We start from the raw sequence: 16408 nt of genomic DNA, 5'->3' as shown, positions 1-16408 counted from the left end.
CAGGAAAGGAGCGCATACCATGGCGTATGTACCAGTACCAAAAGACCTTACCAAGGTCAAAACAAAAGTAGCGTTAAATCTGACAAAGCGGCAGCTGATTTTCTTTTCACTTGCCGCAGTTGTGGGGATTCCGTTTTATCTGTTCATGAGAAAACCAATCGGTTCCAGTATTGCTGCCATTCTGATGGTAACGATCATGCTTCCATTTTTCTTCATGGCGATGTATGAAAAAGACGGGCTTCCCTTTGAAAAAGTGGTGGCAAATATCATTCGACAGAAGTTTATCTGTCCAGCGGTAAGACCATATAAGACAGAAAATTTTTATCAGGAGATTTCCACCCTTGTAAAAAAGGAGGGTGTGCCGGATGGCAAAAAAGACAAAGCAGGAGGCTCAGCAGGAGCGTCTGTCTCTGGCGGAAAAAAGAAACCGTCAGGAAAGAAGAAACAAAAAAAGCAGAAAAGAAAGAGAACAGGAAAAGCGTAAGAAGAAACAGGAACGGAATCGCAGGAAACAGAAAGGCATTCCTACAACTGCACAGCAGAGCATTCCGTATATTCGGATGCTGCAGGATGGTATCTGCCAGGTGACAAAGACCTTTTTCTCTAAGACGATTCAGTTTTATGACATCAATTATCAGCTGGCTTTAAATGAGGATAAGACCACGATATTTGAGAATTACTGTGATTTCTTAAATTACTTTGATTCTTCCATCAGTGTGCAGCTGTCCTTTATCAATCAGCAGGTGGATGTGGCAGAATTTGAGAAAAGTATTGATATTCCGGATCAGAACGATGACTTCAATGCCATTCGTGAAGAATACCGTACTATGCTGAAAAATCAGCTTTCCAAAGGAAATAATGGTCTGGTAAAGACGAAGTATATCACTTTTGGAATTGAAGCAGAAAGTCTGAAGGTAGCAAGACCAAGGCTTGAAAGAATCGAAACAGATATCTTAAATAACTTTAAGGTTCTGGGAGCACAGGCACATTCTTTGAATGGACTGGAAAGGCTGGAGATTCTGTATCATGTGTTCAACCAGGATCGGATTGAACCATTTAAGTTCCAGTACAAGATGCTTCCGGAAACCGGATTAAAGACCAAAGATTTTATTGCACCGACTTCCTTTAACTTTTCCAAGAATCAGACATTTTTGATGGGAAGAACGATGGGAAGTGTGAGTTACCTTCAGATTCTTGCACCGGAGCTGACAGACCGGATGCTTGCAGATTTTCTGGATGTGGATGACAGCATCAATGTCAACATTCATATCCAGTCCATTGATCAGAGTTCAGCAATCAAGATGATCAAGAGTAAGATTTCTGATCTTGATAAGATGAAGATCGAAGAGCAGAAGCGTGCGGTACGTTCCGGTTATGATATGGACGTGCTTCCATCGGACCTTGTGACTTATGGCGAAGAGGCAAAGAATCTGCTGGAAGATCTGCAGTCCAGAAATGAGAGAATGTTCCTTGTGACAGTTCTGGTAATGAATACCGCAAAGAAGCGTCAGAAGCTGGATAATAATATTTTCCAGGTGCAGGGGATCGCACAGAAATATAACTGTTCCTTAAAACAGCTGGATTATCAGCAGGAAGCAGCACTCATGTCCTGTATTCCGCTTGGAGTCAATCGAATTGAAATTCAGAGAGGGCTTACCACATCTTCAACAGCGATCTTCGTGCCATTTACGACACAGGAACTGTTTCAGGAAGGGGAAGCTCTTTATTATGGATTGAATGCATTATCCAACAACATGATCATGGTTGATCGGAAACGTCTGAAGAACCCGAATGGACTGATTCTTGGTACACCAGGTTCCGGTAAGTCCTTCTCAGCAAAGAGGGAAATTACAAACTGCTTTTTGATTACGGAGGACGATATCATTGTCTGTGATCCAGAAGCCGAATATTCGGCACTTGTGCAGGCGCTGCATGGGCAGGTGGTAAGAGTTTCGCCGGTATCTGACCAGTATATCAATCCAATGGATCTGAACCTGAATTATTCTGAGGAAGATAATCCGCTGTCATTGAAAGCAGATTTTATCCTGTCTTTGTGTGAGCTGATTGTTGGAGGAAAGAATGGATTGGAACCGGTAGAAAAAACGATTATTGACCGTTGTGTGCGGTTAGTATATCAGGAATACCTTGCCGATCCAATACCGGAGAAGATGCCAATCCTGGAGGACTTATACAACCTTCTGAGAAAACAGGAAGAGCCGGAAGCACAGCGGCTGGCTACTTCATTAGAGATCTATGTTACAGGCTCTTTGAATGTATTTAACCATCAGACAAACGTGGATATCAATAACCGCATTGTCTGCTTTGACATCAAAGAATTGGGAAAACAGCTGAAAAAGATTGGGATGCTCGTAATCCAGGATCAGGTCTGGAACAGGGTAACGATGAACCGTTCTGCCCATAAGTCCACCAGATACTATGTGGATGAGTTCCATCTTCTTTTGAAGGAAGAGCAGACTGCAGCCTACAGCGTGGAGATTTGGAAGCGATTCCGTAAATGGGGTGGTATCCCAACGGGCATCACCCAGAATATTAAGGATTTATTGTCTTCCAGGGAAATAGAGAATATATTTGAAAATTCAGATTTTATTTATATGCTGAACCAGGCTTCCGGAGACAGGCAGATTCTTGCAAAACAGCTGAATATCTCACCAACCCAGCTGTCCTATGTAACCAACAGTAATGAGGGGGAAGGACTTCTGTTCTATGGAAATGTCATTATCCCGTTCGTAGACAGATTCCCGAAGAATTCCCTCTATAAAATCATGACAACCCGCTTAGAGGAAACTTCCGAAGCAGGTTAAATCAAAGGAGAAGACAATGTTACGAGCAATTTCATATGTATTAACTTTTAGTGGCGGTGCTGTATTTGGCATCGCTTTTCTCTGTTTATTACAGGCAGGGAAAGGGTATCCGAAAAAGGAGGAGTAAGTAGTGGCAGAACAGAGAATGAAAGTCAGGGATAAGAAAGTCCAGAAGATGACCAAAGATGGTCTGGTGGAAGAAAACCTGACGGATAAATCTTCTGTTCGTGTCAGTAACCGTGTCAGTGATGTGCAGATGGGAATAAAACAGGGGGAAAAAGCAGAAAACCTTGTGGATAAGTCTCCCCGCCAGTCTAAGCGAAGTGGGAAAAATATCCGTCCCTCTGTGCAAAAATCCAGGGATGCACCGGAACTGATGCGAACGGAGAACCAAAGTGAGGATTTTGGACAAAATAGAAAGCAACAAAACCGGAAAAGAATCCGTGCTGTGAACAGAAAAGAATCAAGATTTGCGGAAAAATCCGAAGCCAGCCAGTCAGGGAGACTGAAAGAAAAACGTGCGGATCTTTCAGAAAACAGAGGAGACAGCCGGAGTAAGAAGAATGGTGGAAGTAAGAAACCAAAGCAGAAACAGCGTCTGAAATTTGCTTATGAAGAGACTGGTGCTTCTGTGAAAAATGACAAAGATATGGAGAAATTGAACCAGATGGATACGGATGGAGTCAATTTCCGTCATCAGAAACAGAAGGAAAAAGCCAAAAAGTTTTCTTATGAGGAACCAAGAAAGAAAAAGGAAGCAAAGCAGCATTCCAAGAAGGCACAGGTTTATCAGGCAAATGAAGGAGAGGGTTCTGGAAAGAAGAAATCCCGCCTGAAGTTTGGCGAAGGGGAATCTGTGAAAACAGAAAAAGCTTTTGTTGTTAAGAAAGCAGGAAGTGCAACTTCCGCAGCATTGCACCGTGAGATCAGTAAAAATGAAGACGATAATGCGGCAGTAGAAGGTGCCCATAAGTTGGAAGAAGGCTGCGAAGGTATTTACCGGCTGGAACAGAGAAGTGCCAGACAAAGGAAACAGAGGGCTTCCAGAAAGAGAAGCAGACTGGAGAGACAGGCAGAGAAACAGACACAGGCGGCAGCCCGTCAGGAGCAGAAGAAGCTAAAAAAACAGATTCAGAAGCAACAGATCAAACGGGATTATGCCAAAGCAAAACGAAGTGAACAGACAGTAGGAACAGCTACAAAAGGTACGATTGATTATATCAAGAAGATTGGCGGCAAAGTCACCAACTTCTTTAAAGAAAACCGGAAGGTGTATATCAGTGTGGCAGTTCTGATCGGATTGATGTTTCTGATTATAACGAATGTCACGTCATGCTCTGCAGTATTTTTACAAAATGTGATCACTTACACGGGAACCAGTTATCTGTCATCGGATCAGGCAATCCGGGAAGCGGAACTGTATTATACACAGTTGGAAGCTAATCTGCAGGAGCGGATTAACAACATGGAGTCTGAAGAACCGGGACATGAGGAATACCGATATAACATCGGACCTATTGAGCATGATCCGTTTATCCTAATCAGTTATCTGTCAGCAAAGTATGAGGAGTTTACTTTTGAACAGGTCAAGCCTGAACTGGATGCATTGTTTGCAGAGCAATATCATCTGACTACTGAAGCAGTCAATGAAACTGTGACAGAGACAGCAACAGTAAGAGTTGGAGAATCGTTGGGACAGGTTGTAACAAGCGGATATTGTAACTGTCCAATCTGTTGTGGTATTTGGAGTGGAGGACCGACTGCCAGTGGAGCATATCCAACAGCCAATCATACCTTAGCAGTAGATGCTTCCAATCCGTTTGTTCCAATGGGAACAAAGGTGGTCATGAATGGTGTCGAATATACGGTAGAAGATACCGGAGCTTTCGCAAGATACGGTGTACAGTTTGATGTCTATTATGACAGTCATGCGGCAGCATCCGCACATGGTCATAAGACCTGGGAATGCTATCTGGCAGATGATAATGGAAGCCAGGAAGTGGAAGTGACCAGGACAAGAGATGTAGATGTGCTGAATGTCACCTTAAACAGCGGAAATCTGATGTCGATCTGTCAGGACAGGCTGGGATTTTTCCAGAAAGAACTGTTCAGTGCCTACAACGATACAAAAGGCAACTTGCAGATGTTTGCGACACCGGTTGATTTTAACTGGTATTCCAGTGTGACCAGCTATTATGGATACAGGATTCACCCGATTTCTGGAGCTAATCAGTTACACAATGGCATGGATATCGGGGCACCGGAAGGAACAAAAGTGATGGCAGGACTGACAGGAACAGTTACAACTTCTGCTTATAACGACAGCTATGGCAATTATGTTGTAATCAAGGACAGTAAAGGCTATGAACTACGGTATGCACATTTAAGCAGCCGGAGTGTATCTGCAGGAGCATCCGTCACGAAAGGTGATGAGATAGGTCTTGTAGGAAATACTGGAAATTCCACAGGAAGCCATCTTCATATTGAACTTCTGAAAAATGGAGAGCGGTTAAACCCGATCTTTTATCTGGAAACTGGAGAAGGAGCAGGCTTTGGCGGCAATGAATATACCAGTGAAGCAGCACAGCGTTTGTTAAATGAAGCAGCGAGATATCTCGGAACACCGTATGTGTGGGGTGGATATTCCCCAAGTGGATTCGATTGTTCCGGATTTGTAAGCTACTGTCTGACAAACTCTGGTGTAAGGAATACAGGAAGACTAACAGCACAGGGACTGTACAACATTTGTACACCAGTATCCCAGTCGGAGGCACAGCCGGGAGATTTGATCTTCTTTACTGGAACTTACGACGCAGGGGAGCCGGTAACGCATATCGGAATCTATGTAGGCAATGGTCAGATGATCCATTGTGGACATCCGGTGCAGTATACGTCCATCAATTCCCCATACTGGCAGAGCCATTTCTATGGATTCGGACGATGGTAAGAAAAAAGGGCGGCTGTATCAGCCGTCCGGAAAGGAGAAGCGATGAAAAGTCTTGAAAAAGCAACGGCGGATTATGAGAAAGCCAAAGAGAAAATGGAAGCCTCCAAAGCCAGATATGAAGCAGATTTAAAGCGTTTCAAGGCTGCGGAGATTGCCAAAACAGAAGCGGAAAATCTGGAAATTGTAAGAATTATCCGTGCAATGGATATGAGTATTCCAGAATTGGAAGCTTTCAAAAAGAGAATGAAAAATGAACTGCCCGGCAGGGTAGAAATACAGAAGGAGGAAACAAAAGCCGATGATGAATCTGGAAAAAATGAAACAGAAGAAGAGAACAATTACTAAAAGCAGGGTAAAAAAGAGCTTGCTTGCAGCAACGACATTTCTTTGCCTGACAACACCTTTGCTCCAGACACAGACTGCTTATGCAGCTGAGAATACCACGCCTGCAATCACGATTGAGAAACCGGATGGCTGGAAACAGGGAGAAACAACCATTGCTGTTACGGTAGATTCCAGTCATATGCCGGAAGGTTTCTCAATAGCAAAGATTGAAGCAAAAGCAGGAAAAGATGGAAGCTGGCAGGATGTAACCGGAAGTGGAAGTATCACGATCACTGGAAACCAGACAGTGTATGTGCGTGTGACAGATGGTGAGGGGAAGGTCTATGAGCAGAATCGCTCTATTAAGTGTTATGACACGGAAAAGCCTACACTCTCTGCTTCCCTGACAGATGGTGTGCTGACGATTCAGGGGAATGATACAGTATCAGGGATTACTGCAGTAACAGTCAATGGCACCACTTATACAGACTTGAAGGATGGAATGCTGAGAGTGCAATTGACACAGAAAGATTTTACTACAAAACAGATTGAGATTACGGTAACAGACGGTGCCGGAAATACGTCTGAAAAGTATGTGTTACAGAATCCTTATTATGAATGGGCAAAGAAGCAGGCAGAGAAACAGAAAACTTCCATTGACAGTAATGGTGCAATGGCAACCACGACCAGTGCAGATGCAACTGGGACTGAGAAAACAACGACTTCACCGCTTCCGCAGGATGCACAGGCTTCTGAGCCGACAGATGCAAAAGGAACCGTGGATGATCGGACAGTGACAGGTATTGAGGAACAGCTTAATAAAGAAGGCGAGACAGCAGATTCTGTTACTAAAACAGCTACGGAAGGCACAAAAGAGTTTTATACCATTTCAACTAAGAGTGGTAAGATTTTCTATCTGATTATTGACAATTCAAAATCTCAGGATAATGTGTATTTTCTTACAGAAGTCAGTGAAAAAGATCTGATGAACTTCACACTTTCTGATTCGGTGACACTTCCGGAAGTGGATACGGTTTATGCAGAACCAGAGAAAAAAGCAGAGGAAGAAAAACCGGAAACGACAGAGACAGATGAGAAAGATAAGGTAGAGGATGATATTCAGATGCCTGAAGATAAAAGTCCATTTGGAACGTATCTTTTGATTGCACTGGTTGCAGTCGGAGCTGCGGCAGGAGGATATTACTTCAAAGTCTATAAACCAAAACATGAATATGATGACGAGGATGAGATGGAAGAGGATGAAGATGAATCCGAAGATTCAGAGTCAGAAAAACGGGAAGTAGATGATGCAGATGAGCAGGAAGAAAGTACAGAACCGGAAATCCTGAGAGATGAAGATTTTGACGATAATGTGCTGGAAGATGAAGAAGAGGAGCAGGAGTAAATGAAATTAGTGATTGCAGAAAAGCCATCGGTTGCGATGGCACTGGCTTCGGTACTGGGAGCCAGAACAAGAAAAGATGGCTACGTGGAGGGAAACGGTTATATCGTTTCCTGGTGCGTAGGACATCTAGTTGGATTATGCGATGCATCGGAATACGATGAAAAATATAAAAAATGGAGATATGAAGATCTGCCGATTGTGCCGGAATGCTGGAGACACAAGGTTTTGGATGGAACAAAGAAGCAGTACGGAATCTTGAAAAAACTGATGAGAGATTCCAATGTAGATGAAGTGATCTGTGCTACTGATGCAGGACGTGAAGGAGAGTTAATCTTTCGTCTGGTGTATGAGCAGGCAGGATGCAAAAAGCCGATGAAGCGGCTCTGGATTTCTTCCATGGAAGAACAGGCAATTAAAGATGGATTTGCGTCATTAAAAGACGGTTCGTGTTATGACAGTCTCTATCAGTCAGCACTTTGCAGGGCAAAGGCAGACTGGCTGGTGGGAATCAATGCGAGCCGTCTTTTTTCCGTTCTGTATAACCAGAATCTGAAAGTCGGAAGAGTGCAGACACCAACACTTGCCATGATCGTGGATCGAAATCAGAAGATTAAGGAATTTACCAAAGAAAAATATTATATGGCTCATATCAAGTTTGATGATATGGATGCAGTTACAGAGCATTTTCAGAAAAAAGAGGATGCAGATAAAGTGGCTGCGGACTGCCTGGAGCGGATGTGCGAAGTGGAAAAGGATGATGTGAAAGAGAAAACAGTCCGCCCTCCGAAGCTTTATGATCTGACCACCCTTCAGAGGGAAGCTAACAGAATGTTTGGCTATACCGCACAGCAGACATTGGATGCAGTGCAGGAGATGTATGAGCAGAAGCTTGTCACTTATCCGAGAACAGACAGCCAGTATCTGACAGATGAGATGGGAGAAAGCACAGAAACTCTGATTCAGATGTTACTTGGGGAAATGCCTTATGCTGAAAGCCTGGAATATCAACCGGACGTGAGTAAGGTATTAAATTCAAAGAAAGTATCTGATCACCATGCAATTATCCCGACCATGGAAGTAGCAAAGGCAGATATAGGTAAACTGAAAGAGCGAAACCGCAAGATTTTGTATCTGATCAGTGCCAGGGTACTGACAGCAACTGCAGATCCTTATATTTATGAAAGCCATAAAAGCCAGATTACCTGTAATTATCATACGTTTTATCTCACGGCAAAGAAAACAAAGCAGGAAGGATTCAAGGCAATCGAAAATAAAATGAAACAGTTCTTTGGCGTAAAGAGTGAGAAAGAAGAGCCGGAGCTGGATATCTGGGCAGGTAAGCATTACGGTCCTTGTGATTCTTTTGTATCGGAACATTTTACACAGCCACCGAAACAGTACACAGAAGATACCCTGCTTTCTGCGATGGAACGTGCTGGGAATGAAGAACTGACCGAAGATACGGAAAAGAAAGGACTTGGTACTCCGGCAACAAGGGCAGCAATCATTGAAAAACTGATTCAGTCTGGTTTTGTGAAAAGGGAAAAGAAAAATCTGGTGCCGACAGATGATGGCAATGTACTGATTACGGTTTTGCCGGATGAGATTAAATCTCCGAAGATGACAGCAGAGTGGGAAATGGCATTGAATCACATTGCCCAGAATACAGAGACAGCAGATGAATTCCTAAATGGGATTACAGAGCTGATGCAGGAACTGGTTGCCAGATATCAGGCTATTTCAGAAGAAAAGAAAGAGCAGTTTCAGGGAAAAGCAAAAGGGGAAGTCATTGGCAAATGTCCCCGATGTGGAGCTGATGTCAGGGAAGGAAAAGTAAACTTTTACTGTTCCGACCGGAACTGTGCTTTTACCTTATGGAAGAATGATAAATTCCTTGCAAGCCAGGGGAAAAAGATGGATAAGGCGGCAGCAAAGAAGTTCCTGTCTAAAGGAAAAATCCATTATAAGGATCTGGTATCCAGAAAAACAGGGAGACAGTATGAAGCAACTGTGGAAATGATTGATCCCGGCGAGGGAAATGTGCAGTTCAATCTGATTTTCCCACAACGATAAGTAATGTATTGCAGGCAGTCTAAGGACTGTCTGTTTTCATACAAATATTATGAAAGAGAGGACCTTAGCATGAAGAAAAAAGGTAATTTTAGGAAAGTAGTATCTGGATTGCTGGCAGGCATGACAATGCTTAGTACAGTGTTATCTCCGATGACTGCATATGCAGCGGAGATCCAGCCAGAGGAAAAACCGCCACTTTATGAGGAAGTGAAAGACCTTCTGGATGAAGAGGAGGTGGTGACTGCCAAAGATTATGAACTTGAAACAGGCAGTGTATTTGATGTGAAATCAGACTACACAGGACTGGAAATCAAGGATGCTGACAAGGTTAAAGTCACATTTGAGGAAGCAAAGAACGACAAGAATGAGGATTTTACGACAGATCATGTGGACACTTACAAAGCGGTCTATTATGTGGAACCGGTAAATCAGGAGCATCCGAAGTATCAGATCAGCCGAAAGCTGATTGTGCGTGAGAAAGAAACAGAAGTGCAGACAGAAACTGCAGGGAGTGAAGCAGTAACCGAATCTGAAACAGCTGGCAGTGAACAGCAGACAGAAGAAGCGGAGGATTCAGAATCAGACTCGGAAATTACCGATATTGATGCTGATGAATTTGATGATTTAGTAGAGCAGGCACAGAATCAGGATACCTATGATGAAGAATCCGGGTTAGAGCTTCACGATGTTTTGGAACAGGCAGGAGACGAAGGTGTGGATCTTGATTCTATGGAAGAGGGAGAGATTGCAACATTTGAAGCAGTTTCGGCTTATTCAGCAAGAAGTACACAGCAGGTAACAATCGAAAAAGGACCTCTGTATAGATATGCAGATTATAATCTTGGAACCTATCTGACAGAGCCGTACTATATCAGCTACGGAAGCGTCAGAGCAACTGCGTATTGTGTACAGCCGGCAAAACCAGGACCAGGATCTGGAAATTATACAATCACAAAGATCGGGGACAATCAGGCGTTAGCAAAAGTGTGTTATTACGGTACAGATGCCGCAGGAAGCGAAAGTTTTTTTGCGAATAAACACACGGATTTTTCAGAAGGAAAAAGATTCATCATTATTCACATGGCTGCATCTTATGCCAATGGAAGCAGTGATGCATTCTATGGAACAAATGCTACAGGCGAGGCTTTGGCAAAAGAACTCTATAATTATTGTGCAAATAAGCCGGAAATACCAGATGTAGCGATGTCATTTTCCAAACCGAATGTAAAAGCTTATGTAGATGGAAATGTTCAGAGAACGGAGAACATTAAGTTCAATGCATCTTCCCAGCAGAAAATCACAATGGACTTACCAAAGGGAGTGAAGCTTTATAATGTATCTACTGGAAATGTAAGTGCGGCAGGTGCAAGCGTAACAATTGGAGGCGGAACCACGTTTTATCTTTCAGCTCCTCTGACACAGACAAGAGATGTAAGTGCTACTTTTTCTGCAAAAATGAAGGGAAGTATTACAAAAGATTATTCAGCATATAAACTGACTACGAATGCAAGTGTTCAGGATCTGGCATTTGTGTTTGGAGAAGGTGTCGCTGATGAAAAATATGTAAGCTTAAAGGTGTCCTGGATTGAACAGGCTACGATCGAAATCGTAAAGAAAGACGATACAGCGGATGTTAATCTTGCAGGTGCAGTGTTCGGTGTATACAGCGATGAGGCTTGTACAAAGCTGATCATTCAGATGCCGGCAACAGATAAGAATGGAAAATCTTCTGTTACGATCATCAAGACACAGGATACTGTTTATCTGAAAGAGATCACCGCACCACAGGGATATGTGGTAAATGCAACGGCAACAAATGTAAAACTGGTAGCAAGTAAAACCTCATCGGTAACTGTGGAAAATAAGGAACAGCTGGCAGAGCTTACCATTTACAAAGAAGGACAGGTTCTTACCGGAGCAGATGTCAGTGAAAATGGAACGGTATTCCAGTATGAAAACCGCAGACAGAAAAATGCAGTGTATAACGTGTATGCCGGGGCAGATATCGTAACTGCTTATGGCACAAAAGTGTACAGCAAAGGTGACCTGGTAAAAGATAATCTGACTACGGGAGAGAATGGTTCTGTTACACTGAAGAACCTGCATCTTGGAAGCTATGTGGTGAAAGAAGCAAAAGCACCGGACAATTTCTATAACGGCAGCGAAGAAAAGCCAGTGACTCTGACTTATGCCGGACAGAATAAAGAAGTTGTATTTGCAGATGTGACTTTTAACAACGAAAGACAGAAAGCAGATGTTTCCGTAGTAAAACAGGATAAAGATACAAAGAAACCACTGAATGGCGGTATTTTTGCTCTGTATGCATCCGATGATATTAAAAATGCAGACGGAACCGTTGTTGTGAAAAAAGGAACACTGATTGAGAAAGCAACTACTGGAGCAGATGGAACTGCAAAATTCACAGCAGATCTTCCGATTGGATATTCCTATTCCGTAAAAGAAGATCAGGCGCCGGAAGGCTATGTAAGAAATACAGAAGATGTGTATACGTTCAAGTTTTCTTACACCAATGATAAAGAAGCAACCGTATTATTTGCCCATACCTTCAGCAATGACCGTGTGACAGCAAAGATCAATTTATTCAAAGTTGATAAAGAAACAGGAAAAGCAGTACCACAGGGAGATGCCACACTGAAAGGTGCAGTTTATGGTCTGTATGCCCGTGAAGATATCGTGCATCCGGACGGAGCAACTGGAACTATTTATAAAGCAGGAGAACAGGTAGCATCTCTTACAACAGATGACAAAGGACAGTCTTCTGTAAAAGGTTTATATCTTGGCAAATATTATGTCAAAGAGATCACACCGCCGACCGGATACCTGGCAGATACAGAAGAGCATGATCTTGTGTGCAGTTATGAAGGAGATATGACAGCAGAAGTAAAAAGAGAGTGCACTTCCAGTGAGCAGGTCATCAAACAGCCATTTCAGATCATCAAAGCAGCCAACAATGGAAAGACCGATGCAGATCTGTTATCCGGAGCCGGATTTACAGTTTATCTGAAATCTTCCCTTACAAAGAAAGCAGATGGAAGCTATGATTTTGATTCTGCCAAACCAGTAGTGAGTAGAGAAAATGGAGCAACTGAGATTTTCACAGATGAAAAAGGGTATGCCTGCAGTATTCCATTACCATTTGGAAGCTATATCGTGCGTGAAACTACAACACCGCACAATTACAAGCCAGTCGATGATTTTGAAGTGAATATCACAGAACATCATCCAAACGAGCCACAGATCTGGCGAGTGCTTCTGGATGAAGAGTTTAAGGCAAAACTGAAAATCGTGAAAAAAGACGATGAAACAAAGAAATCTGTATTGATTGCCGGAACAGAATTTAAGGTATATGACCTGGACAACAAGAAGTATGTGGAGCAGGTAACAACTTACCCAGTGACAACTACTCACAAGTCCTATTTTACGGACAGCCAGGGATATCTGATCATGCCGAAGAATCTGAAGATCGGACATTACCGGATTGAGGAAGTCAACGCACCGGAAGGGTACACAATCAATAAGAACTATGTAGAGATTGCGGTGGATGCAAATACAGCATACCAGATGGATTCTGAGAGCGGAGATGCCATTATTACGGTAGACTACGAGAACCATCCGGTAAAAGGAAAGCTGACGATCTATAAAAAAGGTGAGATGCTGACCGGATTTAAAAAGGATTTTGTTTATGAAGAAAGATACCTGAAGGGTGCATCATTTCATGTCTATGCAGCTGAAAATATCTATACACCGGATTATCAGAAAGATGAAAACGGAAACAGACAGCTGATCTATGCAAAAGATGCACTGGTAACAACGGTAACGACCGGGGAAGACGGAAAAGCAGTTGCTGATAACCTGCCGCTTGGTTCTTACTATGTGGTAGAAAAGACTGCACCGGAAGGATTCGTCCTGAACCATGACAGATCGGATGTCTCATTTGTCTATGCGGATCAGGATACACCTGTGATCGAACAGGAAGTGATGGTTGGCGATGACCGCCAGAAAGTTGCAATCCAGGTAGAAAAACAGGATGCAGAAAATGGTGCACCCGTAGCAGGAGCTGTCTTTGGCATCTATAACACAGAAGATCTGAAGAATGAGAAAGGTGAGATCATTGTAAAGGCAGATACACTTCTGCAGGAAATGACTTCTGATAACGATGGTCTTGCAGCATGTACGCTGGATCTGCCGCTTGGACAGTATTATGTGAAAGAGTTAAAAGCACCGGCGGGATTTGTATCCTCTGATGAAGTTCTGAATCTGGATGCTTCTTACCAGGGGCAGGATGTGAAGACAGTAAAACTGAAAACAGTGAAAAAGAACCAGCCGACAACAGTTGAAATCACAAAATCTGATGTAACAACAGGTGTGGAACTGGATGGGGCAAAACTCACCGTTCTTGATAAAGAAGGAAATGTTGTGGATCAGTGGACTTCTGTAAAAGATCAGCCACATGTGATCAAACGACTGACTGTGGGTAAAGAATACACCCTTCGAGAGGAAATTGCACCGTATGGATATCTGAAAGCGACGGATGTGAAGTTCACACTGGAAGATACTGCCGAGATTCAGAAAGTAGAGATGAAAGATGAAGTTCCAACAGGACTTCTGATCATCAACAAAAATGGAGAGTTTCTGGATAAGGTGACACTTTTGGATCATGTAAAAGGTACCGTGGAGCATCTTTTTGAGTATGTAACCGGAAGCCTTTCAGATGTGGCTTTCGATGTATTTGCTGCGGAAGATATCAAAGCGGCAGATGGTGTCAGTGAAGATTATTTCAAAGCAGATGAAAAAGTAGGAACCATTACCACAGATTCCAATGGTATTGCACAGATGGGAGATCTCCCGGCTGGAAAATACTATGTGAAGGAAGTAAAAACAGCTCACGGTTATGTGCTGGACAAAGAGCCGAGATATGTTGACCTTTCCTACCGTGATCAGGACACACCAGTCATCACTTATGATGAGAAATGGCAGAATGCCCGTCAGAAAGTAAAGGTTACGGTTCTGAAGAAAGAAAAAGATACAGAACGTGTTCTTGCAGGTGGTGTCTTTGGTCTTTATACCAGTGAAGATATCAAAAATGCAAAGGGCGAGGTACTCCTTGAGAAAGACAGTCTGATCGAGCAGCGGGTAACGGATGAAAAAGGACAGATTACTTTTACGGCAGATCTTCCGGTAGACGGAAAATACTATGTGAAAGAAATCTTTGCGCCGGACGGATTTGTTACAACAGAAGAAGTACAGGAATTTACCTTTGAATATGCCGGAGAAGACCAGGCAGAAGTAAGCTACGACTTTACTTTTGAAAATCAGCCAACCACAGTGGAGCTGTCCAAAACAGACCTGACAACAGGTAAAGAACTTCCAGGTGCACACCTGAAAGTAACGGATTCAGATGGCAATACAGTAGATGAATGGACTTCTACGGAAGAATCCCATGTGATCAAAGAACTGGTTGTTGGTAAGAAATACACCATGACAGAGACAAAACCGGCAGATGGATATGTCACTGCAGAAAGTATTACTTTCACAGTAGAGAATACAGCAGAGGTTCAGAAGCATGAGATGAAAGATGATGTGACAAAAGTAGAGATCAGTAAGACTGATATCACAGGAGAAACTGAGATTCCAGGTGCGAAACTGACGATTCTCGATGAGGATGATCAGGTAGTAGAGAGCTGGACTTCCACAGAGGAAGCACACTATATCGAAAAACTTCCAATCGGTAAATATACCTTACGTGAAGAGCAGGCACCGAAAGGATATCTTCTGACATCGGATGTTAGTTTTGAAGTAAAGGATACTGGAAAGATCCAGAAAGTAGCTATGAAAGATGACACTGCCAAGGGAAAAGTGATTCTCAATAAGACAGATAAATCATCAGGAGAACCGCTGAAAGGGGTAGAATTTGAACTTCGTGACAGCAAAGGAAAAGTTCTGGAAACCTTAAAGACAGATGCTGCCGGTCATGCAGAAAGTAAGCTGTATGAGATTGCCACATTTAAGAACGGCAAATATGATACCGCTATCAAGTATTATCTGGTGGAAACAAAGACACTGGACGGATACACACTGGATCAGACCAAGCATGAAGTGACATTTGCCTATGCAGATGACAGTACACCGGTTGTAGAAGTTACCTTTAATCTGACAAATGAGAAACCGGAAGTTCCAGAAACACCGAACACACCACAATCCCATGAAGAGACAAAGGTATCAAACGCACCGAAAACAGGTGACAGCACGAATATCTGGCTGCCGATCCTGCTTCTTGTAATCTCCACAGGAGGTATGGCAGGACTGTATATCAGCAGGAAAAGGAAATAAGGAAACTAAAACCAACGGTTATGATTGGGAGCTTCTATGTGAGGCTCCCTTTTTCATACAAAAATATCACAGAAAGGAACAGAAAACTATGATGAAAGCAATGGAAAAAAGACAGGAAGCACGAAAAAACCAGGAGAAAACTTTAAAGAGAATGATGGCTTATCAGAAGAAATCCGAGCAGATGGTCAACAGAAAAAGAATGAACCATCACATGATCAGAAAGGGGTAAAAGCGTATGATGAACAGAAAAGAATTTTATGAATATGTCAAAGACAATGTAAAGGAGTATCTGCCAGAGTCTTATAAGGACGCAGAAATTAAACTTCAGGAAGTAGAAAAAAACAATGGTTTGAAGCTGACAGGTATTACGATTCCGAATGGAGATCAGAGAATCGTACCGACAGTCTATCTGGATTCTCTCTACCAGGAATTGGTACTACGTCAAGAAAAAGGACTCATAAAATAGATAAATTTTAAATTCTAATG

The 16408-nt window shown here is 42.8% G+C and carries 8 protein-coding genes; all 8 read left to right on the top strand.

Annotated features, from left to right (window positions below; translation table 11 throughout):
- Positions 1-19 precede the first annotated feature (19 nt).
- The 8 genes from KTQ83_RS05305 to KTQ83_RS05265 all read left to right on the top strand — a co-directional run bounded on the left by KTQ83_RS05305 (position 20) and on the right by KTQ83_RS05265 (position 16388).
- Complete coding sequence (locus KTQ83_RS05305) at positions 20-484, top strand: PrgI family protein (RefSeq protein WP_055268321.1); 465 nt, start codon at positions 20-22, stop codon at positions 482-484.
- Positions 366-2822, top strand: a complete 2457-nt coding sequence (locus KTQ83_RS05300; protein ID WP_171030274.1) for a VirB4-like conjugal transfer ATPase, CD1110 family — start codon at positions 366-368, stop codon at positions 2820-2822. Before KTQ83_RS05305 ends, KTQ83_RS05300 begins: the two co-directional genes overlap by 119 nt.
- Before the next feature lie 130 nt (positions 2823-2952).
- Positions 2953-5769 (top strand): CD1108 family mobile element protein, encoded by a 2817-nt coding sequence (locus tag KTQ83_RS12265; protein ID WP_227160568.1) that lies wholly within the window; start codon positions 2953-2955, stop codon positions 5767-5769.
- Between the two features lie 42 nt (positions 5770-5811).
- Positions 5812-6114, top strand: a complete 303-nt coding sequence (locus KTQ83_RS05285) for a DUF4315 family protein (protein WP_008688068.1) — start codon at positions 5812-5814, stop codon at positions 6112-6114.
- Positions 6115-6172: 58 nt separating this feature from the next.
- Positions 6173-7498 carry a CD1107 family mobile element protein gene (locus KTQ83_RS05280; protein WP_217256057.1) on the top strand — a complete coding sequence of 442 codons (1326 nt, stop codon included), beginning with the start codon at positions 6173-6175 and terminating at the stop codon, positions 7496-7498.
- Positions 7499-9571, top strand: coding sequence for a DNA topoisomerase 3 (locus tag KTQ83_RS05275; RefSeq protein WP_117576647.1), 2073 nt, complete (start codon positions 7499-7501; stop codon positions 9569-9571).
- A 69-nt stretch (positions 9572-9640) separates the two neighbouring features.
- Positions 9641-15922 carry a SpaA isopeptide-forming pilin-related protein gene (locus KTQ83_RS05270; protein WP_138344125.1) on the top strand — a complete coding sequence of 2094 codons (6282 nt, stop codon included), beginning with the start codon at positions 9641-9643 and terminating at the stop codon, positions 15920-15922.
- Between the two features lie 235 nt (positions 15923-16157).
- Entirely contained in the window at positions 16158-16388 is a 231-nt protein-coding gene (locus KTQ83_RS05265; protein WP_244975782.1) for a DUF5688 family protein, read from the top strand.
- Positions 16389-16408: the final 20 nt, after the last annotated feature.

Source organism: Holdemanella porci (assembly GCF_019052655.1).
GTDB lineage: Bacteria > Bacillota_I > Bacilli_A > Erysipelotrichales > Erysipelotrichaceae > Holdemanella > Holdemanella hominis.
This window is presented reverse-complemented; position numbering and strand designations above follow the sequence as displayed.

What these genes read in the sequence shown, in the direction of transcription:
- KTQ83_RS05265 (WP_244975782.1), top strand. Translation starts at nt 16,158, where the DNA reads ATGATGAACAGAAAAGAATTTTATGAATATGTCAAAGACAATGTAAAG.
- KTQ83_RS05285 (WP_008688068.1), top strand. Translation starts at nt 5,812, where the DNA reads ATGAAAAGTCTTGAAAAAGCAACGGCGGATTATGAGAAAGCCAAAGAG.
- KTQ83_RS05305 (WP_055268321.1), top strand. Translation starts at nt 20, where the DNA reads ATGGCGTATGTACCAGTACCAAAAGACCTTACCAAGGTCAAAACAAAA.
- KTQ83_RS05275 (WP_117576647.1), top strand. Translation starts at nt 7,499, where the DNA reads ATGAAATTAGTGATTGCAGAAAAGCCATCGGTTGCGATGGCACTGGCT.
- KTQ83_RS05300 (WP_171030274.1), top strand. Translation starts at nt 366, where the DNA reads ATGGCAAAAAAGACAAAGCAGGAGGCTCAGCAGGAGCGTCTGTCTCTG.
- KTQ83_RS05270 (WP_138344125.1), top strand. Translation starts at nt 9,641, where the DNA reads ATGAAGAAAAAAGGTAATTTTAGGAAAGTAGTATCTGGATTGCTGGCA.